The organism is Labrenzia sp. VG12, from assembly GCF_002237595.1.
Lineage (GTDB): Bacteria > Pseudomonadota > Alphaproteobacteria > Rhizobiales > Stappiaceae > Roseibium.
Genome location: NZ_CP022529.1, coordinates 4,729,044 through 4,754,079, shown reverse-complemented (window position 1 = coordinate 4,754,079; position 25,036 = coordinate 4,729,044). Strand labels below are relative to the sequence as shown.

Sequence of the window (25,036 nt, the reverse complement as noted above, 5' to 3'; positions counted from 1 at the left end):
CTGCTCCTTATCCCAGCGTGACGTCTTAAGCGAAGTTCTTGGCGAACGCGTCGACAGCAGCTTTCAGCTTGCCGGTCAGCTCGTCGTCCAGAGCCTTCTTCTCCCAGATCGCATTCAGCAGATCCTGGTGCTCACCACGCAGGAACAGCAGCAGGCCTTCTTCGAAGTCCTTCACGCGGTCGACCGGGTGCGTATCGAGATAGCCGTTCACGCCGGCATAGATGACGGCAACCTGCTCTTCGGTTTTCAGCGGCGAGAACTGCGGCTGCTTCAGCAGCTCGGTCAGACGCGCGCCGCGGTTCAGAAGACGCTGGGTGGTGGCATCGAGGTCGGAGCCGAACTGGGCAAAGGCCGCCATTTCGCGGTACTGAGCCAGTTCACCCTTAATCGGGCCGGCAACCTGTTTCATCGCCTTGATCTGAGCCGAAGAGCCCACGCGAGACACCGACAGACCGACGTTCACGGCCGGGCGGATACCCTGGTAGAAAAGGTCCGTTTCCAGGAAGATCTGACCGTCGGTGATCGAAATCACGTTGGTCGGAATAAACGCGGACACGTCGTTGCCCTGGGTTTCGATGACCGGAAGAGCAGTCAGGGAACCGCTGCCGTGGTCTTCGTTCAGCTTCGCCGAACGCTCGAGCAGACGGGAGTGCAGGTAGAAGACGTCGCCCGGGAATGCTTCACGTCCCGGCGGGCGGCGCAGAAGCAGGGACATCTGACGATAGGCAACAGCCTGTTTGGTCAGATCGTCGTAACCGATCACGGCGTGCATGGAGTTGTCGCGGAAGAACTCGCCCATGGCGCAGCCGGCGAAAGGCGCCAGGAACTGCAGCGGCGCAGCGTCGGAAGCCGTTGCGGCGATCACGATGGAATATTCCATCGCGCCGGAGTCTTCCAGGGTCTTCACGAACTGGGCAACGGTGGAGCGCTTCTGACCGACCGCAACGTAGATGCAGTACAGCTTGGCGTCTTCATCATCGCCAGAATGAAGCGGCTTCTGGTTCAGGAAGGTGTCGAGAATGATCGCGGTCTTACCGGTCTGACGGTCACCAATGACGAGCTCGCGCTGACCACGGCCAACCGGGATCAGGGCGTCAATGGCCTTGAGGCCGGTCGACATCGGCTCGTGAACCGACTTACGCGGCAGAATGCCAGGCGCCTTGACGTCCACACGGCGCTTTTCGGTCGCCTCGATCGGGCCCTTGCCGTCGAGCGGGTTGCCGAGCGGATCGACAACGCGGCCCAGCAGGCCCTTGCCAACCGGCACTTCCACGATGGCGCCGGTCCGCTTGACGGTGTCGCCTTCTTTAATGTCGCGGTCGGAACCGAACAGAACGACACCGACGTTGTCGCTTTCCAGGTTCAGGGCCATGCCCTTAATTCCACCCGGGAATTCAACCATTTCACCAGCCTGAACCTTGTCCAGACCATACACACGGGCGATACCGTCACCGACGGAGAGCACCTGACCGACTTCAGAAACTTCGGCTTCCTCGCCGAAGCTCTTAATCTGGTCCTTGAGGATTGCGGAGATTTCCGCGGCCCGAATATCCATCAGCCGACCTCTTTCATCGCGAACTTGAGTGAATTGAGCTTGGTACGCAGCGACGTGTCGATCATGCGGGAGCCGACCTTGACCACAAGGCCACCGATCAGTGCAGGATCAACATTTGCCACGATGTTTACGGATTTGCCCGTGGAAGCGGCCAGCGCCTCTTTCAGGGCAGCGACATGTTCGTCGGACAGAGCGGCTGCGGATGTCACCTCAGCCGTTTCCTCGCCCCGCTTGTCAGCAAGCAGGGCCCGGAATGCCTTGATCATGTCGGGAAGGACGAAGAGGCGCCGGTTGCGGGCGGCCAGCTTCACGAAGTTTGCGGCAAGGCCTTTGATGCCAGCCTTGTCGAGAAGTGCGGTAAGCGCTGCAAGCTGCTCCTCCACACTGAATACCGGGCTTTTCACCAGGCGGACGAGATCGTCGCTTTCGGCAATCATGCCTTCGAAAGCGGTCAGATCCCGTTCCACGTCCGCAGTTGCACCTTCGGCCTCTGCGAGGTCGAGAAGGGCGGCCGCATAACGCTGTGCCACGCCGGATACGAGAGATACGTTGTCAGTCACCAGGTCCGTGCTCTCTGACGTTTTTCATGCCCGCAAGACGGCTAGCGTCCGCAAGGCATTGAAAAAATGAATGATTTCAAGGTCAGAAGGTATGACGGTTAAACCGCTGCCCCCAAAGCCGCGCCTCAATTAGCACAGGGTTTCCCGCTGTGCAACTTCACCTAAAGACTGTTCGTGCGGATTCCTTGGTGTTTTTTGCGGGGCGGCCGCAAAAAGCCTTTCCAATCAAGGCTTCGGTGGCTCTCTAAACCTTTAGACGGTTTTGTGCGGCACTGCCGAATTCGGGCCTTGGGGCTGTTTTCTGCCCACTTCCACGGCCCTTTGCCTGGCAAAGGCGCCCTCAGCGCTCGATCAAAGGCTCAAAGCCGCCAAAAATCATGCGCTTCAAACTGAAGACCTCCGAGGCATTCGGCATGGCCTCCTCCCAGCGTGGATCGCTTTCCATCGTTGCGACGCAGGCATCGGCCGTGGCCTTGTCCGGCCACAGGATCCAGGAAAAGACCACCGTCTCGTCCGCTTCCTTCCTGACCGCCAGCGGGAAGGACGTCACTTCCCCGTCCGGCACATCCGTGCCCCATCCCTCGCAACAGCCGATCGCACCGTATTCCTGGAACAGCGCCCAGGATTTTTCGGCTATTTCTGCATATTCCGCCTTCCTTGCCGTTTTCACCGGCGCCAGAAACCCTTGAACGTATGTCATCGGCAATCCCTCCCGGGTAAGTAACAGTGAAGGGTGCCACGACGTGGGAGAACGGGCAATCGCGGGCCGCAATCGAACACGCTGGATGCGGACAACAACAGGCGACCTTGAAGCGGCAGAACGATCGCGTCTTTTCGTCATTCGTCATCCGATGGCTCGACCATGGGATCCATGCCGTTTCCCATCCCGAATTGGAGGACGCGCACCGGCATGGATTGCAGGGGCAGACCCACTGCTGTCCGGTTTAAGTCGACCCAGTTTCAACAGATCATTGATTCATCGTCGATATTTACGCTTGTTCCAATCCTGGATACGCAGCGCCTTGCCGCTTGTTCCAGTCTCCCCCCTGGAGGGGGAGACTGGAACAAGCAGCGAAGCCTATATACGGTCAGATGCATCTGCTTAACCGGACAGCAGTGGGTCAGGCCCTGCAATGACGAAGGTGGTTGGTATAAAGCTCAGGCGACTTGCCCCACCCCTCACAGAAAATGCTGCGGGTCGATGTCCACCTGCAGGCGCAGCCCCTTCGTGGGTCTGGGGCCAGCATCAAGCCATTGACGCAGATAGGATTGCAGGTCGAATTGGCGCGGGGCCATCGCCAGGAGACGGAATCTGTAGCGCCCGCGAACCATCGCCAGTGCCGCCTCCGCCGGACCGAGCAGGGTCACGGCCGTGTCTTCGGGCGCCGCACGGGCGAGCGCGCGGGCATACCCTTCGGCAAAGGTGCGGTCCGGCCCGGAAATGATGACAGCGGCCAATCGGCCAAAAGGCGGCAGGCCGGCAGCCCGGCGGGAGTCGATCTCGGCCTGGTAGAAGGCCGTCTTGTCGCTGGCCAGCAACGCCCGGATCACTGGATGATCGGCGTTGTAGGTCTGCAGGATGCCCTTGCCGCCACCGGTCACGCGCCCCGCGCGGCCCGTCACCTGGGCGAGCAGCTGAAAGGTTTTCTCTGCCGCGCGCGGGTCGCCATGGGCCAGGCCCAGATCCGCATCGACCACGCCGACCAGCTTCATCTTCGGAAAATTATGGCCCTTGGCGACCAGCTGCGTGCCAATGACAATGTCGGCGCCGCCTTCCTCGACGATTTTCATTTCCCGCTTGAGGCGTTCCGGCCCGCCCGCCATGTCGGATGACAGAACCAGCGTGCGGGCGTCCGGGAAAAGATCGGAGACTTCCTCGGCGATTCGCTCCACGCCGGGCCCACAGGCAACCAGGCTGTCGGTGCTCTGGCAGGACGGGCAGGCTTGCGGCACCGGCTCGGTGTGACCGCAATGGTGACAGACCAGCTTTTTCTGGAACCGGTGTTCCACCAGCCAGGTGCTGCAATGGGCGCACTGAAACCGGTGGCCGCAGGTCCGGCACAGGGTGAGCGGTGCATAGCCGCGGCGGTTCAGGAACAGAAGCGACTGACCGCCGTCGTTGAAGGTGTCCTTGATGGCATGAACCAGTTCGGGCGCCAGCCAGCGTCCCCGTTCCGGGCCGTCCTGGCGCATGTCGACCGCGCTGAGATCCGGCAGGGCCGCACCGGATGCCCGTTCCGGCAACTCGAACAGGCGGTAGCGGCCAAGATCCGCATTGACCATGCTTTCGACCGAAGGCGTCGCCGAGGCGAGCACAACCGGAAAGCCGGAGAGATGCCCGCGGACGACGGCCATGTCGCGGGCACTGTAGGGCACCCGGTCATCCTGCTTGAAGGCCGCGTCGTGTTCCTCGTCGACAATGATCAGGCCGAGTTCCCTGAAGGGCAGGAAGAGCGACGAGCGGGCGCCGATGACAACGCGAACATCGCCACTGGAAACCCCACGCCAGACCCGGGACCTGTTCTTCACCGTGATCTGCGAATGCCACTCGGCCGGATAGACGCCAAATCTTTGCTCGAAGCGGCGCAGGAACTGCTCGGTGAGCGCGATTTCCGGCAGCAGCACCAGGGCCTGCTTGCCGCGCCGAAGTGCCTCGGCAATTGCCTCGAAATAGACTTCGGTCTTGCCGGACCCGGTGACACCGTCGATCAGAGCAACACTGCCCCCCTTGTCGAAACAGGACACCAGCCCTTCCGCCGCGGCCTGCTGTGCCTTGGTCAGGTCCTTTTGCGCATAGTCGAGCTGAGGTTTCGGTGATGGGGGTGCGGCCGGCATCATCACCGTTTCCAGCACTTCCTGTTTCAGCAGTCCGTCAATGACTGAAGAAGACACACCCGCCGCATGGGCCAGACCGCTCCTGGTCCAGGCAAAACCATCCTCCAGCGTTGCCAGCACCCGGCCGCGTGCCGGCGTCATGCGATCGGGTTCCGCGCCCTCGATCCGGCGCACGCCCGGAACCGGGGCTTCCGGTTCCAATGCCTCTTCGGAACGCAGAACCATGCGCAGCACCATGCCCGGCGCGCCCAGGGTCCAGCCGGCGACCCAGTCGACAAACCGGCGCAGGTCGGCATCGAGCGGCGGCGTCTCCTCATAGACATGCGTGATGGATTTCAGTTTCTTCGGATTGATCGCGGCGTCCGGCTCTCCGTCCCAGACGGCGCCGACAACCTCACGCGGGCCGAGCGGCACCCGCACAATGGTGCCCGGCACCACCGTCTTGCCTGGCGGAACCTTGTAGGTATAGGCCCTGGGCACGGCGACCGGCACCAGCACGCTGGCAATCGTCTCCTGGAAGTCCGGATCGTCAAACAGCACGGAGAATCAGGTCCTCGCCCTCGTTGCACAATGCCGAAGCGGATGGGGTCCCGCGCCACTCGGCCAGCGCAGGACTTTGCCGGATATCAGCCACGGTTCAAGGCCTGCAATTTCTGAGGTACGTACCACAAAAATTTCCTCCACCGGAGAATCAGGGGTTCTTCTTGTCATCATCCTAGGGTAAAGAGAGCGCGGCTGACCATTCAATCGTTTAGCCCCGATCGCCGACGACAAGGTCCGGCGACCGGCTGAAGCCGGGAAACGGGGCCCCCACAGGGAGACAATCGCATGAAATTCTTCGTCGACACGGCCGACACCGCCGAAATCAAGGAACTGGAATCCACCGGTCTTCTGGACGGTGTCACCACCAACCCGTCCCTGATCGCCAAGTCCGGCCGCGACTTCAAGGAAGTCATCGCCGAGATCTGCGCCATCACCGAAGGCGATGTGTCCGCCGAGGTCGCTGCGACCGACTTCGACACCATGATCAAGGAAGCCCATGTCCTGCGCGCCATTGCAGACAATGTGGTCATCAAGCTGCCGCTGACCTTTGACGGCCTGAAAGCCTGCAAACAGCTGACCGAAGAAGGCACGAAGACCAACGTCACGCTGTGCTTTTCCGCCAACCAGGCGCTGCTCGCCGCCAAGGCCGGCGCGACCTATATCTCGCCGTTCATCGGTCGTCTCGACGACATCCATGCCGATGGTCTGGAGCTGATCCGCGAGATCCGCGTGATCTACGACAATTACGGCTTCGAGACGGAAATCCTGGCTGCTTCGATCCGCACCGCAAACCACGTTAAGGACTGCGCCATCATCGGTGCCGACGTCGCCACCGTGCCGCCGGCAACGCTTAAGGCACTGGTCAAGCATCCGCTGACGGACAAGGGTCTGGATGCCTTCCTGGCCGATTGGCAGAAGACCGGTCAGAGCATCCTCTGACAATTGAAATCTGCTAACTGATATGAAGCGGCCCGGTTTTTCCGGGCCGTTTTTGGTTTTGCACTGGACTTGGCGGATTTTCAGCCAGAAAGTTCGGTTCGTTCCTAGCCACAGAACCCAGGCAGCTATAGTCTCATGTCTCTTTAAACCCGATCCGAATTCGATTTTTCAAAGCAAATGTACTCCAAAAAAGAACTCGCTGACGCCCTTGAAAGATTGCTCTGTTCGAAGCTGACTGAAGAAGAGTCCGACGAGTTGTTTTGCCAAATATCCAAAAACACCTTGGATCCGGATTGGTCTGACTACATCTTTCACTCAACCGAGTTCGTGCGGGCAGACGAGACTACAGACGTTGAAGCCGTCGCGAACAAAATCCTGGCTTATCGCCCGATACGCCTGTGAACGTCGGAATCAAGACAAAGATCAAAATTTCCAACACGCACAATGCTCTTTATTGCGCGCCGTTTCACAAGCCCGGATTTCCGATTTTTCTCCTATTGCAATCGATCTGAACTGAGACTAGCGTGCCGCAAGGCCCTGGGCGGGGCCTCCGGTCCGCGGAAAGGTTTCCACGCCCTGATACCTGAGCGCCGAGGCGCTCCCTTTATCCGACACCCGCTCGATCCGGAGATGCGGACGCTGGACAGAACCGAGTCCGGGAGTCCTCATGACTGACCAAATGCGCGACGCGCAAACCCTTCCCCTGTTGAGTTCCAACGATCTGGCACTGGATCTTGAGCGCCAGAAGCGCCTGGCAAAAAGCTTGCGCGATACGGCACGCGCCGGCGACACGGACGCCGTTTCCAGATTGAAGGCGCATCATCCGAGATTCGCATCCCTGGACCTGGCCGCACTCAAGCTGACCGACGCCCAACTGACCATTGCCCGGGAAGCCGGATTGTCCAGCTGGCCCGCGCTGAAGCGGCACGTTGATCAGATGACCGCCGCCAGAAGCGCCATTGAATCCGGCGGAGCTGCCCCTGATGCCGACCTGCCGACCCTGCATATCCGATGCGGCAACGATATCGAAGCTCCCCTCAAGCGGGCAGGCTTTGATGGCGATTTCCTGATGTTCGCCGATCCTGTCTGTCAGGGCCCCATTACCAGCAGCGCACAAGCGCTGGAAACACGGGCGCAGTTCATCGCCACTGAGTATCCCGGTGAAACCTATGCCGATACGATTGACGTCTTGCGACAAGCCGAAGAGCGACTTGCAAAAGCAGGCGACTATGGCCGGATCGTGCTTTGGTTCGAACATGACCCCTACGACCAGTGCCTTCTGGTGAAGCTGCTTTGCGCCCTCTACGCTTCCGGTGCCTACAAGCGGAAAGTCGAGCTGATCAGTCTCGACAGGTTTCCGGGCATCTCGAAGTTTATCGGGATCGGACAGCTGTCCCCCACGGCGCTCCGGCACATGTTTGACCAGCGCCGGCCCGTGCCGACAGCTGCCTATCCCCTTGCGGTCGATGCCTGGCAGGCTTTTGGCGAAACCTCGCCTCAACCACTGTTCGAGCTTGCGGGGCGAAGTGGCGCGCTGCCTTATCTGAGAGGCTCCATCCTGCGCTATCTGGCTGAACTGCCCTCCGCCAGCAACGGACTTGCCTGCACCGAGCAGATCATTCTGGAAATACTTGAAGGCGGGCCCAGGCCATGGGGAAAGATCTTCCGGGAATTCCTGATGGAACGCGATCGCCTCCCCTATCACGGCGATCTGATGTTCCTCGGCACGATGCTGCGCTTGCGGGACGCCGGCGAACCGGCTGTTGAAAGCGACACGACCGGCTTTGACGAGAGCAACTGGGGCAAGTCCGTTTTCAGTCTGACGGCTGTGGGCCGATCGCTTCTTGAGGGCCGGAGGGACTGGAAGACCTGCGCGCCCCGGCACCGTGTTCATGGTGGTGTGACCTGTTTTGCGGATCCGGACTGGCGGTGGGATACCGCGGCCGAGCGACCGGTCATGCTGTAAACGCGGGTCGACCTTCTGTCCGGTCACGAAAAAAAGAACCGCCCGGCGTGTGGTCCGGGCGGTTCCAGCCGGCGGGAGGGGCATCCTTCCGGCTGTCATGAGCCACGTTGCAGGTCGTGGCTCATTGGCGGCTTTTCGTCTTAGGTGACCTGTTAGGTGACTGGGGCGCGGTAGTCGTCGGACGCGCTGGTGCCGGCCTTTTCGTGGGTCCAGTCGCACTTGCGGTAGGTGAAGGACCACTTGTCGGTGTCGCCGCGGGACGCGTTGGCTTCGTCATTGACGTCCGGCAGGATCGTCTTGCCTTCCACCAGAACCGCGTCTTCGAACTTGATCGTGTAGTAGTGTTCCTGAACACCTGAGGTCGAGGTGCGCCAGAACTGGACTTCGATTTCCAGGCTCTCGCCGGTGGCCAGGGCCTGCCACAGCAACGGCGTTGCCTTGTCGACCGGCTTCATGAAGGTGGTCGGCATGTGGCGGCGGGTGGCGATGATCGAACCGGATTGCGGATCGCGGGGCACGATGGCGTTCTGTTCGAAGGCATAGACGAGGGATTCGCCTTCATGGCCTTCCTGCCACAGGTTGCCGATGCTGTCGGCGGTGGTTGCGTCGGACGTCATGTCGCCCTGGGTTGCGCCCTTGATGGTGATGTAAGCGATGTTGGACATTTTGAAATCTCCTGGCTGGCTGTGCGTTCAGTGCGTGTCTGTTCTTGTTGTTGACTTCCGGGGCTCGTTGTCTGGAGCCGATGGGGAGAGAATTGCAACGGGTGTGCCAACTTGCGTAACTTTCGTGATGTGATTGTTTTCGCTGCGGAAATTCTCTCACCAGCGAAAGTGTTAAAATATGGAACTGTGCAGTTTTCTGCACAGTCGCCTCCGGACTGCGAAGAAACACGCGCAGGCAAAGTGTGACGCACATCACAAAATGCCATTCCGAAGAGGGAACGGAGGAGATTGGCAGTAAAATTTTGGAGGATTGTGCCCGTCGTTTGACGGTCTCCGGCTCCTGTGTTGTGACGATGTGTGCAGGAAATTTCTGTCCAGGCGCCTCAAAAGCGAACTTTGTGAGGGCTCAGGAATAACCCCAGTGTCACCCCGGCCGCAGCGCAGCGAAGAGCCGGGGCCTACTCGCAGACCCGCTTGCTGAAGCGCAAGGCATTCAAATTTTTGCGGATTCGCTGTGCGAGAGGATCAGGCTCTCAGGATTTGAGTAGGCCCCGGGTCTCGCGAAGCTCGCCCGGGGTGACACCAGGATATGCGGAGGATCAAGGAAAGCAGTCGGCACGGCCTGATTTCTTACCTTGCAGGTTCTGGAGCCCGCCGGCATAGCGAAATGTGCGGTGTGTTGCACAATCTGCCCAGCGTTAACGGAACCGTTGCAGCCTGACAGGCAAAGTGGCGCAATGAGTGCCGCATCGCCCCAGACCGACCACCTTCTCGTAACCGCCCAGCCGGATCTCAACCGGCGTGTGGATCAGTGGCTCGATCATCTGGCCGACGAACGCCGTCTCGCCGACAAGACACTGGTCGCCTATGAGCGGGACCTGCGCCAGTTCCTGCGCTTCCTTACAGATCATCTTGGCGGTGCCCCCTGTATCAGGGATGTTGCAGGTTTGAAGCCCGCCGACTTCCGCGGCTTCCTGGCCAATCGCCGCCGCCAGGGCGTGCAAAGCCGTTCGCTGGCCCGCGGCCTTGCCGGCATCAGGTCCTTCCTCAAGTTCCTGGAACGCCGCGGCGAGGTCAATGCGGCCGCTTCCTCTGCCATCAGGCCGCCGCGCCAGGCCCGATCCCTGCCGAAACCCGTGTCGTCCCGGGATGCCATGGACATCACCAGCGGTGACCTTGCCATGGAAACCGACGCCTGGATCGAGGCCCGCAACGCCGCGGTGCTGACCCTGCTTTATGGTTGCGGCCTCCGGATCTCGGAAGCCTTATCCTTGACGGGGACCATGGCGCCCAAAACGGGCACCCGGACCCTTCGCATCGTGGGCAAGGGCGGCAAGGAGCGGATCGTACCGATCCTGCCGGCCGTCTGCGAGGCAACGGAACTCTATCTGAAACTTTGCCCCTATGCGGTTGCCCCGGACGGGCCGCTGTTTCTGGGCGCCAGAGGCGGGCCGCTCAACCCGCGCATGATCCAGCTGGCCATGGCGAAACTGCGCGGCGCCCTGGGCCTGCCGGACAGCGCCACACCGCATGCTTTGCGCCATTCCTTCGCCACGCATTTGCTGGCCGGCGGCGGGGACCTTCGAACCATCCAGGAACTGCTCGGCCATGCCAGCCTGGCCTCGACGCAGATCTATACGGAAATCGACAGCGCCCATTTGCTGGCCGCCTACGACAAGGCACATCCCCGGCGCTAGGTGCAGGGCAAGCTGTAGACCGTCCGCTCCAGACCGTCGGGAAACATTTCACGGGCAATCGGTTCACCGCCCAGTTTGCGCACCAGGCCCTTTGCTGGCCTGTTGTCGTCATTCATGTGGGTCTCCACCAGCGGCCATCCATTGGTTTCATAGGCTTGCCGGATCGCAGCTTTCGAGACCTCCATCGCCGCGCCCGTGCCGCGCGCGGCGGGCATCAGCCACCAGGTCAGTTCCCGACGTGGCCAGCCTTCCGGCCAGACAAAGCCGCAGCCGCCGATGATCGCACCGCCCTCAAGCGGCTCGATAGCCCAGACCCCGTATTCCCGCAATTGCCAATGACCGAGATGACCGGCCAGGACACGCCAGGCCTGGTCCTGCCGCAAAGGACCACCATAGAAGCGGGAGGCCTCGCCATCCTCAAAGAATGCCCGATAGACCGGGAAATCCCGTTCTTCAGGCAGGCGCAGCAGAAACCGGTCGGTCTTCAGAGAAGTCATGAGATCATTCTTTTGAGTGAGGGACCTTGCGCGAATCGCGCAGGAGCAGCAACCCGTTGTGGCAGCTCGCGCATCAATCGGCTAGGCTGACGAAGCATGATCGGTCGTGACCGGCCGTCATCCGGACCAAGTCCCTTCTGGAGAACACGAATGCGCCTGCTCCTCATTGCAGCCGGTTTCCTTCTTGCCTCCGCCGCGCCTTCGCTGGCACAGCGCATTTATTGCCCGATCCCCGAAGACGGGGTCTGGGTCAATCCGGACGCAAAGCCCAAGGAGATCTCGCGGATTGAGGTGGAAAGCCGCTGCGAGAACGACCAGGTTCATGTCCGTGTCCGGGCCTTTACCTCCTGCATTCCGCGGGACTGCAAGTGGGGCTGGACCAAGGCCGAGATGCGATCCGACGGTGTGATCCAGGTTCTGCTGATCGGGTTCCTGAGCAGCAAGCAGATTTCGCTGAAGGCCTTCGGCGACCTGCTGGACACACGGGTGATCAACATCGTCAACGACTTGTCGGAACCGCGCACGGACAGAACCTATAACCTGCAAAGAAAGTAGGTCGCCGTCCGATCTTAACGCTGACAACAATCGGCACCCGGTTTTTCCTTGCCTGCGAGAGCAATTGCCTTACCCTACGAGATACGCGGCGTTTCGCCGCATCTAACGGATGGAGGGATAGCATGCGTTACCTGAGCACCGGCGTTGCCGCCCTTGCCCTCACCGCTTTCGCCATTGTACCGGCACAGGCCTGTTCCTGGAACAAAACCGCGAAGGCTGAAGACAAGATGACCGTCGCAGAAACCCTGACGGCGCCGCAGATCGATGCGGATGTCGCGGTTGCTACCAACGACATGAGCGACCAGGTCCTGAGCGAACAGCTCATTCTGCCCCAACTGGAGGAGAAACCGACGGACTAGAGGGATTGGCAGAATTGCTCCAGGTTTTGCCCGTTGCCTCGCAACGGGCTTTTTTTGTCTGCACAAAATCTCCTGAAACCTGCCTTGTTCGGGCCGTAGCCATGGTTCATGAAGCGGTTTTGACGCCACGACCAGACCGATCAGGACACCAGGCTTGATGATTTCCAGACGCAGATTTTTGCAGGGATTGGGGCTTGCCACCCTTGGGGCAATTTCAGCTCCGGCCTATGCGGTGGGCATCGAACCGTTCCGGTTACGCGTTCAGCGTTACCATTTGACACCTCCGCGCTGGCCGAAAGACCTGAAATTGCGCGCGGCTTTGATTGCCGATCCGCATATCTGCGACCCCTGGATGGGGCTTGATCGTGTCCGTTCGATCGTGGCCCAGACAAATGCGCTCAAGCCCGATATCATTTTGATGCTCGGAGATTATGTGGCCAGCCACAAATGGCAATATGCCCCGATTGCGCCGCAGGCCTGGGCGGATCTCTTCGCGGAATTCTCAGCCCCGCTCGGCACCCACGCAATCCTCGGCAATCACGACTGGTGGGACGACCACGAGGCCCAGAAGGCAGGTGGCGGTGAAACCAGATATGGCCGCGCCCTGATCCGGGCCGGCATTCCGCTTTACCAGAACCGCGCGGTCCGTCTGGAAAAAGACGGCAAGGCCTTCTGGCTGGCCGGGCTTGAGGACCAGATTGCACTCGCGCCGTTCCGCAAATACAAGCGGCAGCGCTGGCAGGGGCTTGATGATCTTCCTGCAACCCTTGCCCAGGTGACGGATGATGCCCCGATCCTCTTGATGGCACATGAACCTGACATTATCGGCGAGGTACCGCCGCGGGTCAGTCTGACGGTGAGCGGCCACACGCATGGCGGTCAGATCAACGTTTTCGGCTACAAACCTGCCTATTCGAAGAAGCACCACAGAACCCCGGTTTATGGGCATGTCATCGAAACGGAGGGGACGACGCTGATGCGTCACGTGGGTTTGAGCACGGACCCCAGGCACATGATCGTGTCCGGCGGTCTCGGCTGTTCGATCCTGCCAGTGCGGTTTGGCGTGCCGCCGGAAATCACGATGGTGCATCTGGGCGAAACAGGCGGTTCGACCACCGCCTGATTCTGGAGAGACCGTCCCTGGACGGAAGGGTTATTCGCCTGCGACGGCATGTTCCGTCTTGTGCCGGTATTCGCGAATGGCCTGGCTGAGGATCTGGACCGCGGAACTGACAAAGAGGCTCGCCATCAGGCCCGCCACAATCAGGTCCGGCCAGGCGGTTGCCGTGCCCCAGACACCCAGGGCTGCCAGCATCACGGCGACATTGCCGATGGCATCATTGCGCGAGCACAGCCAGACGGAACGCACATTGGCGTCCCCATCCTTGTAGCGCACAAGCAGCATCACGCTGGCCAGGTTGACCGCCAGCGCCAGAAACCCGACCGACCCCATGACGGCCGCCTGCGGCACGCCGAGCACAAACACCTGATAGAGCGTCGAGCCAGCGACCCAGATCCCCATCAACAAGAGGCTGGTGCCCTTGGCCAGCGCCGCCAGCGCCCGGGTTTTCAGGGAGGCACCGATCACCGCCAGCGAAATGCCATAGGTGACGGCATCGCCGAAAAAGTCCAGCGCATCCGCCTGCAGCGCCTTGGAACCGGCGGCCTGACCGGCCGCCATCTCGACCACGAACATGCCGGCATTCAGCGCAATCACCAGCCACAGCCGGCGCCGGTAGTCTTGTGACATGCCATCAAAGGCGGAATTGGACTGGCCACAACAGGCACCCATGGAAAACTCCGTATCTCGGATCTTGATTTTCGTGTTGATGCCCTTTGTAATTGCTATAGCGACTAGAGCTTCAAGAGGGGTTTGATGGATTTTTCAATCGGCGAGTTGTCCAGGCGCACGGGCGTCAAGGTGCCGACCATCCGCTACTATGAAAAAGAGGGGCTGCTGAACGCGCCGATCCGCACGGAAGGCAATCAGCGGCGCTTTCTGCAAGCAGACCTGGAACGGCTCGGTTTCATCAAGCACTGCCGGGACCTCGGCCTGCCCATGCCCGCCATCCGCGACCTGATTGACCTCAGTCAGCATCCCGACAGACCGTGCCAGCAGGCCGACAGGATCGCGGCGGACCAGCTGAAAGCCGTGCGTCAGCGCATTGCCCACCTGAAGAAGCTGGAAACCGAATTGAAACGCATTGCGTCCTGCTGCGGAGACGATCACACGGTCGCGGACTGCAACGTGCTCAAGGCCTTTGGCGATCATAGCCTTTGCCGCGATGAACACTGAACACGGTCGCCCGGCCTTGCCGGTTTGCCCGGATCGACTGCGGAGGAACCGATGCTGACATTCAACGCGCGTACCGCGAAAATCCTGGAAGATGCCTATCTCGGGGCTGATTTCACCCGGCGCCGCCGCGCCTCCTTTGATGCGCTGGCGCCAGGGCCCGGTGACCATATTGCCGATTTTGGCTGTGGCAACGGACTGCTGACACTGGAACTGGCACGTACGCTTGGCGAGACCGGGCACGTGACAGGCATCGACCCAAGCGAGGACATGCGTTCTGCCGCGGTCAAACGATGCGCGGGCCATTCGAATGTCGACTTTCTGGATGCAACGGCAACAGACACGACACTCGAAAGCGGCTCGATCGACAAGGCCGTGTCGCTGCAGGTCTTTGAATATCTCGACGACCTACCCGCTGCCTGCGCCGAAATCTACCGCGTCCTGAAGCCGGACGGCCGCCTTGTGGTCGGCGACATGCATTGGGACACGCTCACCTGGTTCAGCGATGATCCGATGCGCATGTTGAAAATGCAGGAGGCATGGGATCAGCATCTGGTCGAGCGATGCATTCCGGCCATCCTGCCCCCGATCCTGCGCGCAGGTGGATTTGCAATCGAAGCGGTGACAGCCGTTCCCTTCAGTTCAACGGTGCTGCATCCGGACGGGCTCGCCAACATGATGATCCATCTGATGGAGCCCTATGTCGTGAAGAAGGGGCTGGTTCCTGCGCAGGACGCGCGGGACTGGGCCAAAGAGCAGCGGGACCTGTCGGATGCGGGCAGGTTTTTCTTTTCCATAACCCACTTTGTGATCGTGGCCCGCAAGATCTGACCCCAAACAGCCTGATCGAAGATCAGGCCCCCTCCAACAATCGCGGTGGCGCTCCCGAGCCAAGTTCTTCCACGAAGACCTCGCCATCCTTGCGCTCCAGGCGCATCATGGACCAGCGGGCCGCGGGCAGATTGCAGGCGTGACGTCCGAAAAGGCACTGTATTTGCGGAACGCGCCGGTAATCCGGCTCCGACCAGATCGGCCTGGCAACGGCATGATACCCTCTCAGATATCCACGCAGCGTGTATTCGCTGACATACCAGACGTCGCCATCGGTCAGGTCAATGAGACCGGTCGGGCGGCCTTTTGGAAATGTCCCGCCCCAGGTCCAGGACAAGGCACCGTCCGTTTTCTGATCCAGGTAGTGATGCGCCATGACCTCATCAACGAACACCCTGTGACCGTCTTGAAGATCCTTACGATAGGCGGACAGAACCGCTTTCTGGTTGCCGGCATCCCTGGAAAACACGTAGAAGCTCGCAAAATTGACGGTCAGAACCAGAAACACCGTTGCAAACAGACCGGCCTTGAACACCTGCCAGCGTGCGTTCAAAACGGCATCGGCCGCTATCAGGAACACCATCGAGGCGGCCAGATTGCGGATCAAGGCCTTGTCATGGAGAAAGGCACCAAGGCCTTGCCCAACCGCCAGAGCCAGACAATAGGCCGCTGGCAGCGGCGCCCTGCACCGAAACAGACCCCCGGCCACGGCAGCAAATATCAACGCGCGGAAGATCGCTTCATCATTGACACCGCCACCGGTCGATCGGCTGGCGTGGTAGGTGAACTGTTCCAGAAATGCAGCGAATTCGAATTCGACGGAGACCGCGAACACCGCCAGCGCGAGCAGCAATGCGCAGCTTCCTTCCATGAAGATGCGCAGGAAAGAGGCCTGACGGTACCAGAGGCGCAGCCCTTCAATCACGGCAATGGCGCCGAGGCTCCAGGCAAAAACAGCAGGAGCCGCCAGCGGGGCGCAGCCGAGAAGAGCCATGCCAAGGATGTTGCAGCCAGTTTCAAATCGGCTCTGCGCCCTTTCCCCCTGGACAGTTTTTCGCAGCAACGGCAACAGCAGCACAAGTCCGAGAAGGAACAAGACGGCCCCGGTCAGTTCCAGCCGGAACCCGGCGACCGCAAAAGACGGCGCAAACATCAACGGGGCAAACAAGGCCGCCAGACGCAGGTTGAGACGATAGCTCAGCAACGCGAACAGGAAGCTAGCCAGCGCATAACAGAGAAATTCGAAAACAACCAATGTGATGGTGTTCGCCCCGGCCAGCGCGAAAAACCAGCCCGCGAAGATCAGGTGCAGGCGCGGCTGCAGGTGATAGGTCTCCAGGTCCGGAAATTGAACCGCGAGAAGCGGGTTCCAGTGGCGGCCAGTTTCAGCAAATTCCATGGCCCAGGGAACGAAGAACAGGTCATCCACGTTCGGCAAGGTCCGTGCCGGCCAGAAAAACAGCAGGCCACAGGCAAGCGTCATCACCGCTGCTGCGGCAAAGAGAACATGGCCCGACAGGCGTGGACCAGCGCCTTCCTCTGATGTCGCGTCTTGTGCCAAGCTGAACCTTTTCCTCGTCAGGACCGTCTTCCAAAAAGAAACCGGAAGCTCTTATTGCTCAAGAGCTCCCGGCTTCCAACTGTTTTCAATCCGTGCGGCCAAATGTGCCGCTGGAATTTCCTAGGAATGGATCGGCTTGGCAAAGGCGCCGAGCGCGGCTTCCTTGACGGCTTCCGACATGGTCGGGTGCGCGTGGCAGGTCCTGGCCAGGTCTTCCGAAGACCCGCCGAATTCCATCAGGACCGCCGCTTCGTGGATCATCTCGCCGCCGCCGAAGCCGACGATGTGGACCCCGAGAACCCGGTCGGTCTTGGCATCCGCCAGAACCTTGGCGAAACCATCGGTCTTGTTCATGGCACGGGCACGGCCATTGGCGGTGAAGGCGAACTTACCGACCTTGTAGTCGATACCGGCGGCCTTGAGTTCCTCTTCGGTCTTGCCCACGGAAGCCACTTCCGGCTGGGTGTAAACAACGCCCGGAATGACATCATAGTTCACATGACCAGCCTGACCGGCCAGGATTTCGGCAACGGCAACGCCCTCATCCTCGGCCTTGTGCGCCAGCATCGGGCCGACCACCACATCACCGATGGCATAGATGCCGTCGACATTGGTCTTGTAATGGGCATCGATCTGAACACGGCCGCGCTCGTCCAGCGCTACGCCGGCCGTGTCGAGGCCAAGTCCCTCGGTGTAGGGACGACGGCCGATGGCAACGAGCACGATGTCGGCTTCGATAACTTCAGCGTCACCGCCCTTGGCCGGCTCGACCGTTACCGCAAGGCCCTTGCCCTTCTTTTCAACGCCCGTGACCTTGGATGACAGCTTGAAGGCCATGCCCTGCTTTTTCAGCATGCGCTGGAAGTTCTTGGAAACGTCGCCGTCCATCGGGCCGAGGATCTTGTCCATGAACTCGACCACGGTGACCTCCGAGCCGAGACGGTTCCAGACCGACCCGAGCTCCAGACCGATCACGCCACCGCCGACAACAATCATCTTGCCCGGAACCTTTTCCAGTTCCAGCGCGCCGGTGGAGGAGACGATCTGCTTTTCGTCGATCTCGACACCCGGAAGCGGCATGACATCGGAGCCGGTGGCAATGACGACATTCTTGGTTTCCAGAACGGTGGCCTTGCCGTCCTCGGCCGTGACCTCGACCTTGCCCTGGCCAAGCAGCTTGCCGGTGCCGGTATGAACGTCGATCTTGTTCTTCTTCATCAGGAAAGCGATGCCGTTGACATTGGCATCCACGACGTCGGACTTGTGTTTCATCATGCCCGGCAGGTCGAGCTTCGGCTTGTTGACCTTGATGCCGATTTTCTCAAACCCGTGGCCGGCTTCCTCGAACATTTCCGAGGCGTGCAGCAGGGCCTTGGACGGGATACAGCCGATGTTGAGGCAGGTGCCGCCAAGCGTTGCGCGTTTCTCGACGACGGCGGTCTTCAGACCGAGCTGAGCCGCCTTGATCGCACAAACATAGCCGCCTGGGCCGGTACCGATGACGACAAGATCATATTGGGACATTGTGGTCGCCTTTGTCTCTTTCACTTCTGGTTAGATTTCAAATTCATGGCAGGATCGCGCGTCCCCCGGAAACATCCAGGATGGCGCCAGTGGTGTAGCTGGACTGGTCGGACAGGAGCCAGAGAATGGCGTCCGCCACCTCGTCGGCGGAGCCCGCGCGTTTCATCGGCAGCCGAGACTGCAATTGGGCAACGCGATCCGGAATGCCGCCGGAGGCGTGAATGTCCGTGTCGATGATGCCGGGGCGGACGCCGTTCACACGAATGCCTTCATCGGCAACTTCCAGGGCGAGCCCGACGGTCATCGTGTCGATCGCGCCCTTGGAGGCGGCATAGTCGACATACTGACCCGGCGATCCGATCTTGGACGCCGCAGACCCGAGATTGACGATGACACCACCGGAGCCGCCGTGTTTGGTGGACATGCGCTTGACTGCTTCGCGGGCACAGAGAAACGCACCGATCACGTTGATGGAAAACATCCGGGTCAGGCGTTCCAGTGACATCTCATCAACCCGCTGGGACAGGTCGACGACACCCGCGTTGTTTACAAGACCCGCCAGGCGTCCAAGCTTGTCAGCTTCGGCAAAGAGATGCAGGACATCGGCTTCGTTCTGCACATCGCCCTGGACTGCAACCGCCGTGCCGCCGGCAGCCTCGATCTCCGCAACCGTTTGCGCCGCAGCGGCTTCATTGCCGGCATAGTTGACCACGATCACTCTGCCGGGTGCGGCGAGCTTGCGGCAGATACTGGCACCGATGCCCCGGCTCCCGCCAGTGATGATGTAAACGTCTTTGGACATGTTGTCTCCGGATGAGACTGAAGGGTCGGGTTAGCGGATGGGTCGAAGCGTCTCGGAAGCTCGCCCGGCAGCCCAGGTGCCGTAGAGCGTGCCGTCTGCATTGATCTGGTAAATCACCGGGTCGGCTTCGCCCCAGTCGATCACCAGCGTATTCCCGGTCAGCGGCCCCTGGCCGTGAAAGGTCTGGCCCGCGATGTCCCAGCGGAAGAAGGCCGTGTTGTCCTTGACCGTAATCGTGACGCGTCCCTCATAGCGGCTGCCGTTGGGATTGAGACCTTGTACCTGATAGGCGCCTTCGATCTGCGGCGCATAGACGGCTTTGGGAGCGGCCGGCGCCTGTGTCGTCAGCGTTGTGACCAACGGCATGGCCAGCACCATGAGACACATTGCGGCGCCAAGCCGTTTGATGAGCGGTAACAGAGGCGCTTTTGGTGTCCGGATCGCCATCTTGTGCCTCCTTTTCAGATCACTGTTCGGCCAGCGCCAGGCGCAGGCCGAACCCGGCAAAGGTCGCGGCAACCGTGCGGCGCATCCACACCATGACCGTATCACTGCGCAGGACCTTCTCACCGATGAGGGCGGCGAACAGGCCGTAGACCACGAAGACGGCGAAGGTCATTGCCATGAAGACACCACCGAGCAGCAGCATGTCCCAGGTCGGGTTGGCGGCGGCCGGATCAACGAATTGCGGCAGGAAAGCCAGGAAGAAGACCGTCAGTTTCGGATTGAGGATGTTGATCAGAAAGCCGGTGCGCGCGGTCGCAAGGAAGCTCTTGCGCGCACTCTTGTCGGCTTTCAGATCCAGCGGTCCGCTGTCCTTCAGCGTCTGCCAGGCCAGATAGAGCAGATAGGCGACGCCTGCATATTTGACGGCGGTGAACACAAGGGCACTTGTGTGCATCAGGGCGGCGATGCCGACCACAGAGGCCAGGATCGCCGGTATGATGCCGAGCGTGCAGCCGAAGGCGGCGGCAATCGACGCCTGCCGCCCCTTGCCGAGGCCGACGGCCACCGTGTAGACGACCCCGGTTCCGGGGACCAGCACCACGATCAGGGCGGTAATCAGAAATTCCAGGCTCATGATGCGGTCCTTCAGGGTCGTTTCAGGTAGAGGTTCCGGATCAGAGATCCAGAACCAGGCGCTGCGGGTCTTCCAGGCTTTCCTTGACGCGCACCAGGAAGGTCACGGCTTCCTTGCCGTCGACGATCCGGTGGTCATAGGAAAGCGCCAGATACATCATCGGGCGGATCACCACCTGGCCGTTCACGGCCATCGGGCGTTCCTGGATCTTGTGCATGCCCAGGATGCCCGACTGCGGCGCGTTCAGGATCGGCGACGACATCAGCGAGCCGTAGACACCACCATTGGAGATGGTGAAGGTGCCGCCGGACATGTCCGCCATGCCGAGTTTGCCGTCGCGCGCCTTGCGGCCCAGATTGCCGATTTCCTTTTCGATTTCGGCAATGGACATCTCGTCGGCATCACGCACCACCGGAACCACCAACCCCTTGTCGGTGCCAACGGCAACGCCGATGTGACAGAAGTTCTTGTAGATGATGTCGGTGCCGTCGATCTCGGCGTTGACGGCCGGGATTTCCTTCAGCGCGTGGGTCACGGCCTTGGTGAAGAAGCCCATGAAGCCGAGCTTGACGCCGTGCTTCTTCTCAAAGAGGTCCTTGTACTGCTTGCGCAGTTCCATGACCGGACCCATGTCGACCTCGTTATAGGTCGTCAGCATGGCTGCGGTGTTCTGGGCATCCTTCAGGCGGCGCGCGATGGTCTGGCGCAGCTTGGTCATGCGCACGCGCTCTTCGCGCACCTCATCCTGGGCGTTGACCGGACCACGCGGGATGGCTGCCGGAGCCGGCGCGGCAGAGGAGGTTGCACCGGAGGCGATGGCGTTGATGACGTCTTCCTTCAGCACCTGGCCACGCTTGCCGGAACCGGCCACCTGGTCGGCGCTGAGGTTGTTTTCAGCCATCATCTTCTGGGCGGACGGCGCCGCCGGCATCGAGGTGCCTGCAGCAGCGGCCGGTGCCGACGGGGCCGGTGCAGCAGCGGCCGGAGCGGCAGCTGCGGCGCCAGCACCGGACGGATCGATCTGGCAGAGCAGGACACCCGGCTCGACTGTCGTGCCGGTTTCAGCGGCGATCTTGACCACCGTACCGCCAACCGGTGCCGGAACTTCCTGGGCAGCCTTGTCGGTTTCCAGTTCGACCAGCGTGTCGTCGGCCTTGACGGTGTCGCCGACCTTGACGCTCCATTCGCCGACTTCGGCTTCGGTGACGGATTCGCCAGCGCTCGGCGTGACCACGTCGACCAGCTCGGCTTTTGTTGCCGCTTTCGCCTGCGGTTCGTTGTCCTGCCTGGCGGGAGCGGCGGCGGCTGCTCCGGTGCCTTCGGCGATCTGGCCCAGAAGCGCGCCGACCTCGACGGTGTCGCCTTCCTTGACCACGATGCTTTCCAGGACCCCTGCGGCTGGGGCCGGAACTTCAACCGTCACCTTGTCGGTTTCCAGTTCGACAAGCGGCTCGTCCTGGGCAATAGCGTCGCCCGGTTTTTTGAACCATTGTGCGATGGTTGCTTCAGAAACGGATTCACCCAGCGTGGGCACGCGAATTTCGGTTGCCATGGTCGCCTTCTCTTAAAATTACCTGGCCAAATTTTGAGAAGAGGGCCCGAAGGCCCTCTCAAGGATTAGTCTCCGAGCGCTTCTTCGAGGAACGCCTGCAGCTGCGCCAGATGCGCGGACATCAGACCGGTCGCGGTCGAGGCCATTGCATTGCGGCCGGCATAGCGCGGGCGCTGGTGCTTGGCGTCGATCTGACCCAGGACCCACTCGATATACGGCTCGACGAAGAACCAGCTGCCCATGTTTTTCGGCTCTTCCTGACACCAGACCATCTCGGCCTGCGGGAAGCGCGCCAGTTCAAGCATGAGCGCCTTTTTCGGGAACGGGTAGAGCTGCTCGACACGCATCAGGTAGACGTCGTTGATGCCGCGCTTCTCGCGCTCTTCGAAGAGGTCGTAATAGACCTTGCCCGAACACATCACGACCCGCCGGATCTTGTCGTCCGCAACCAGCTTGCCGTCGGCATTGAGGTTGTGGCCCCAGTCGTCCCAGAGCAGCCGGTGGAAGGTCGAATCCGGACCGAGTTCCTCGATCTTCGATACCGCCTTCTTGTGACGCAGAAGCGATTTCGGCGTCATCAGGATCAGCGGCTTGCGGATGTCGCGGCGCAGCTGACGGCGCAGGATGTGGAAGTAGTTGGCCGGTGTCGAACAGTTCGCCACCTGCATGTTGTCTTCCGCGCAGAGTTGAAGGAAACGCTCCAGGCGGGCGGAGGAGTGTTCCGGACCCTGGCCCTCGTAGCCATGCGGCAGAAGGCAGACGAGACCGGACATGCGCAACCACTTGCGTTCGCCCGACGAGATGAACTGGTCGAACAGAACCTGCGCGCCATTGGCAAAGTCGCCGAACTGGGCTTCCCACATGGTCAGCGCCCGCGGCTCGGCCAGCGAATAGCCGTATTCAAAGCCAAGCACAGCCTCTTCCGACAGCATCGAGTTGATGACCTCGTAGCGCTGCTGGTCGGGCGAAATGTGGTTCAGCGGAATGTAGCGGCTTTCGTCTTCCTGGTCGTAGAGCACGGAGTGGCGCTGCGAGAAGGTGCCGCGTTCGCAGTCCTGACCGGACAGGCGGATCGGATGGCCTTCCTTCAGAAGCGACGCGAATGCGAGCGCTTCGGCGGTGGCCCAATCGATGCCCTCTCCGGTCTCGACCATGCGCTCCCGGTGGTTCATGAAGCGCGCAATCGTGCGGTGAATGTTGAAGCCATCCGGCACATGGGTCAGCGCCCGGCCGATTTCCTTCAATTCGTCAACCGGAAGACCGGTTTCGCCGCGGCGCGGATCTTCTTCGTCATCGGCCCGTTTCAGGCCGGACCACTTGCCGTCCAGCCAGTCGGCCTTGTTCGGCTTGAAGGCCTGGCCGCTGTCGAACTCGATGTCCAGATGCTTGCGCCAGTCGGCCTTCATCCGGTCGACTTCTTCCTGGCTCAGAACGCCTTCATTGACCAGGCGCTCGGAATAGAGCTGAAGCGTCGTCGCGTGCTTGCGGATCTTGCGGTACATGATCGGCTGCGTGAACGCCGGCTCGTCGCCCTCGTTGTGGCCGAAGCGGCGGTAGCAGATCATGTCGATGACGACGGGGCGGTGGAACGTCTGGCGGAACTCGATCGCGATCTTCGCCGCGAAGACAACCGCTTCCGGATCATCCGCATTGACGTGGAAGATCGGCGATTCGATCACCTTCGCCATGTCCGACGGATAGGGCGAGGAACGCGAGAATCGCGGGTTGGTGGTGAAGCCGATCTGGTTGTTGATGATCACATGGATCGAGCCGCCGGTGCGGTGCCCGCGCAGGGCGGACAGACCGAAACACTCGGCCACGACACCCTGGCCGGCAAAGGCCGCATCGCCGTGCAGCAGCAGCGGCAGAACCGTGCCGCGATCGACTTCGGTCGTCTCGATGAAGTTGCCGTTTTCGTCCGCTGCGAGCTGGTCCTGCTTGGCGCGGGACTTGCCGAGGACGACCGGGTTCACGATTTCCAGGTGCGACGGGTTCGCCGTCAGCGACAGGTGAACGTTGTTGTCGTCGAAGGTCCGGTCGGAGGACGCACCGAGGTGGTACTTCACGTCGCCGGAGCCTTCCACTTCGTCCGGGGCGTAGGACCCGCCCTTGAACTCGTGGAAAATGGCGCGATGCGGTTTGCCCATCACCTGGGACAGCACGTTCAGACGGCCACGGTGGGCCATGCCGAGCACGATGTCCTTCAGACCCATCTGGCCGCCACGCTTGATGATCTGCTCAAGCGCCGGGATCAGGGCCTCGCCGCCATCCAGGCCGAAACGCTTGGTGCCGGTGTATTTGACGTCCAGGAACTTTTCGAAGCCCTCAGCCTCGACCAGCTTGTTCAGGATCGCCTTCTTGCCTTCCGAGGTGAAGGCCACCTGCTTGTCCGGGCCTTCGATGCGCTCCTGGATCCAGGCCTTGGCGGCCGGATCGGAAATGTGCATGAACTCGACGCCAAGGGTCGAGCAATAGGTCCGCTTCAGGATCTCCAGCATCTCGCGGATGGTGGCGTATTCGAGGCCGAGCACGTGATCGATGAAGATCTTGCGGTCCCAGTCGGCTTCGACAAAGCCATAGGAAGACGGGTGCAGTTCTTCATGGTCGCCCTTGCCGGCCAGCCCGAGCGGATCGAGATCGGCGTGCAGGTGACCGCGCATCCGGTAGGCACGGATCATCATCAGGGCACGCACGGAATCGCGCGTCGCCTGATGGACCTCTGTGTCGGAAATCGGCGCGCCCTTGGCTTCCGCCTTCTTCTTCAGCTTGTCGCCGATCTTCTGTTCGATCGGACCCCAGTTGCCGTCAAAGGCGTTGACCAGGTCGCCATTGGCCTCGATCGGCCAGTCCTTGCGTTTCCAGGTTGCCCCGCGTGCTTCCTTCAGGACGGCGTCTTTCTCGTCCTGGAAGGCAGCAAAGAAGTCCCGCCACTCGGCATCAACCGAGTTCGGATCTGTCTTGTACTGTGCGTAGAGGTCTTCGATATAGGCTGCGTTGGCGCCGTAAAGCAACGACGTCAGTGCGAATACGTTGTTCGCTTCCTGCCGTGCCATGTCCTTTAGCGGAGGGCTGCTCCGCCCTTTTTGTTTAGGCGGGCCGATAATATGACCCGCGGCCGGTTCCCTAACATGACCGGTGTCAGGTTGCCCTGTCTCACCAGCCCCTCGAATATTGGGCGCGGCACAATCGGCGCCGCAACCCACCTTTCACCATGCAGCAGA

Annotated in this window: 22 protein-coding genes; 8 read left to right on the top strand and 14 right to left on the bottom strand. The window is 60.9% G+C overall.

The window, feature by feature from the left end; translation table 11 throughout:
* Positions 1-25: 25 nt before the first annotated feature.
* From atpA to CHH27_RS22025, 4 genes are all read right to left on the bottom strand, one after another.
* Positions 26-1,555, bottom strand: coding sequence for a F0F1 ATP synthase subunit alpha (gene atpA, locus CHH27_RS22040; RefSeq protein ID WP_094073498.1), 1,530 nt, complete (start codon positions 1,553-1,555; stop codon positions 26-28).
* Positions 1,555-2,115 (bottom strand): F0F1 ATP synthase subunit delta, encoded by a 561-nt coding sequence (locus tag CHH27_RS22035; RefSeq protein WP_094073497.1) that lies wholly within the window; start codon positions 2,113-2,115, stop codon positions 1,555-1,557. The genes atpA and CHH27_RS22035 overlap by 1 nt, the downstream gene beginning before the upstream one ends.
* 340 nt (positions 2,116-2,455) lie before the next feature.
* Positions 2,456-2,815, bottom strand: coding sequence for a DUF1428 domain-containing protein (locus tag CHH27_RS22030; RefSeq protein ID WP_094073496.1), 360 nt, complete (start codon positions 2,813-2,815; stop codon positions 2,456-2,458).
* Between the two features lie 479 nt (positions 2,816-3,294).
* Entirely contained in the window at positions 3,295-5,490 is a 2,196-nt protein-coding gene (locus tag CHH27_RS22025) for a primosomal protein N' (RefSeq protein ID WP_094073495.1), read from the bottom strand.
* A 288-nt stretch (positions 5,491-5,778) separates the two neighbouring features.
* Here CHH27_RS22025 and fsa point away from each other — a divergent pair, with 288 nt between their 5' ends.
* Positions 5,779-6,432: a fructose-6-phosphate aldolase gene (gene fsa / locus CHH27_RS22020; protein ID WP_094073494.1), complete on the top strand. Its 654-nt coding sequence runs from the start codon at positions 5,779-5,781 to the stop codon at positions 6,430-6,432.
* Between the two features lie 667 nt (positions 6,433-7,099).
* Complete coding sequence (locus tag CHH27_RS22010) at positions 7,100-8,398, top strand: DUF1835 domain-containing protein (protein ID WP_094073492.1); 1,299 nt, start codon at positions 7,100-7,102, stop codon at positions 8,396-8,398.
* A gap of 152 nt (positions 8,399-8,550) precedes the next feature.
* Here the strand turns inward: CHH27_RS22010 and CHH27_RS22005 are convergent, their stop codons facing one another.
* Complete coding sequence (locus CHH27_RS22005) at positions 8,551-9,063, bottom strand: Hcp family type VI secretion system effector (protein WP_094071493.1); 513 nt, start codon at positions 9,061-9,063, stop codon at positions 8,551-8,553.
* Between the two features lie 737 nt (positions 9,064-9,800).
* On the opposite strand from CHH27_RS22005, the gene CHH27_RS22000 reads away from it, so the two are divergent.
* Positions 9,801-10,760, top strand: coding sequence for a tyrosine recombinase XerC (locus CHH27_RS22000; RefSeq protein WP_094073491.1), 960 nt, complete (start codon positions 9,801-9,803; stop codon positions 10,758-10,760).
* Here the strand turns inward: CHH27_RS22000 and CHH27_RS21995 are convergent.
* Positions 10,757-11,257, bottom strand: a complete 501-nt coding sequence (locus tag CHH27_RS21995; protein WP_094073490.1) for a GNAT family N-acetyltransferase — start codon at positions 11,255-11,257, stop codon at positions 10,757-10,759. The two genes, CHH27_RS22000 and CHH27_RS21995, sit on opposite strands and share 4 nt — an antisense overlap.
* A gap of 150 nt (positions 11,258-11,407) precedes the next feature.
* Here CHH27_RS21995 and CHH27_RS21990 point away from each other — a divergent pair, with 150 nt between their 5' ends.
* From CHH27_RS21990 to CHH27_RS21980, 3 genes are all read left to right on the top strand, one after another.
* Positions 11,408-11,812: a serine/threonine protein kinase gene (locus CHH27_RS21990; RefSeq protein ID WP_094073489.1), complete on the top strand. Its 405-nt coding sequence runs from the start codon at positions 11,408-11,410 to the stop codon at positions 11,810-11,812.
* Between the two features lie 122 nt (positions 11,813-11,934).
* Positions 11,935-12,171, top strand: coding sequence for a hypothetical protein (locus CHH27_RS21985; RefSeq protein WP_094073488.1), 237 nt, complete (start codon positions 11,935-11,937; stop codon positions 12,169-12,171).
* 157 nt (positions 12,172-12,328) lie between these two features.
* Positions 12,329-13,294: a metallophosphoesterase gene (locus CHH27_RS21980; protein ID WP_094073487.1), complete on the top strand. Its 966-nt coding sequence runs from the start codon at positions 12,329-12,331 to the stop codon at positions 13,292-13,294.
* Between the two features lie 30 nt (positions 13,295-13,324).
* Here the strand turns inward: CHH27_RS21980 and CHH27_RS21975 are convergent, their stop codons facing one another.
* A complete protein-coding gene (locus tag CHH27_RS21975; protein ID WP_094073486.1) occupies positions 13,325-13,963 on the bottom strand; it encodes a cation transporter in 639 nt (212 codons plus the stop codon).
* Positions 13,964-14,047: 84 nt separating this feature from the next.
* On the opposite strand from CHH27_RS21975, the gene CHH27_RS21970 reads away from it, so the two are divergent.
* The gene (locus CHH27_RS21970) at positions 14,048-14,467 is read left to right on the top strand and encodes a helix-turn-helix domain-containing protein (RefSeq protein WP_094073485.1); all 420 of its coding nucleotides are present in this window, start codon (positions 14,048-14,050) and stop codon (positions 14,465-14,467) included.
* A gap of 51 nt (positions 14,468-14,518) precedes the next feature.
* Complete coding sequence (locus tag CHH27_RS21965) at positions 14,519-15,295, top strand: methyltransferase domain-containing protein (protein WP_094073484.1); 777 nt, start codon at positions 14,519-14,521, stop codon at positions 15,293-15,295.
* A 22-nt stretch (positions 15,296-15,317) separates the two neighbouring features.
* On the opposite strand, the gene CHH27_RS21960 is transcribed toward CHH27_RS21965, so the two are convergent.
* From CHH27_RS21960 to CHH27_RS21930, 7 genes are all read right to left on the bottom strand, one after another.
* Positions 15,318-16,856, bottom strand: coding sequence for a hypothetical protein (locus CHH27_RS21960; protein WP_157739040.1), 1,539 nt, complete (start codon positions 16,854-16,856; stop codon positions 15,318-15,320).
* Between the two features lie 120 nt (positions 16,857-16,976).
* Entirely contained in the window at positions 16,977-18,380 is a 1,404-nt protein-coding gene (gene lpdA / locus CHH27_RS21955; protein WP_094074935.1) for a dihydrolipoyl dehydrogenase, read from the bottom strand.
* 43 nt (positions 18,381-18,423) lie between these two features.
* Positions 18,424-19,182: an SDR family oxidoreductase gene (locus CHH27_RS21950; protein ID WP_094073482.1), complete on the bottom strand. Its 759-nt coding sequence runs from the start codon at positions 19,180-19,182 to the stop codon at positions 18,424-18,426.
* Positions 19,183-19,212: 30 nt separating this feature from the next.
* Positions 19,213-19,629 carry a fibronectin-binding protein gene (locus CHH27_RS21945; RefSeq protein ID WP_157739039.1) on the bottom strand — a complete coding sequence of 139 codons (417 nt, stop codon included), beginning with the start codon at positions 19,627-19,629 and terminating at the stop codon, positions 19,213-19,215.
* A 19-nt stretch (positions 19,630-19,648) separates the two neighbouring features.
* Complete coding sequence (locus tag CHH27_RS21940; RefSeq protein WP_094073480.1) at positions 19,649-20,263, bottom strand: LysE family translocator; 615 nt, start codon at positions 20,261-20,263, stop codon at positions 19,649-19,651.
* Between the two features lie 40 nt (positions 20,264-20,303).
* Positions 20,304-21,815, bottom strand: coding sequence for a 2-oxoglutarate dehydrogenase complex dihydrolipoyllysine-residue succinyltransferase (gene odhB, locus CHH27_RS21935; protein ID WP_094073479.1), 1,512 nt, complete (start codon positions 21,813-21,815; stop codon positions 20,304-20,306).
* 65 nt (positions 21,816-21,880) lie between these two features.
* Complete coding sequence (locus CHH27_RS21930) at positions 21,881-24,868, bottom strand: 2-oxoglutarate dehydrogenase E1 component (RefSeq protein WP_094073478.1); 2,988 nt, start codon at positions 24,866-24,868, stop codon at positions 21,881-21,883.
* Positions 24,869-25,036: the final 168 nt, after the last annotated feature.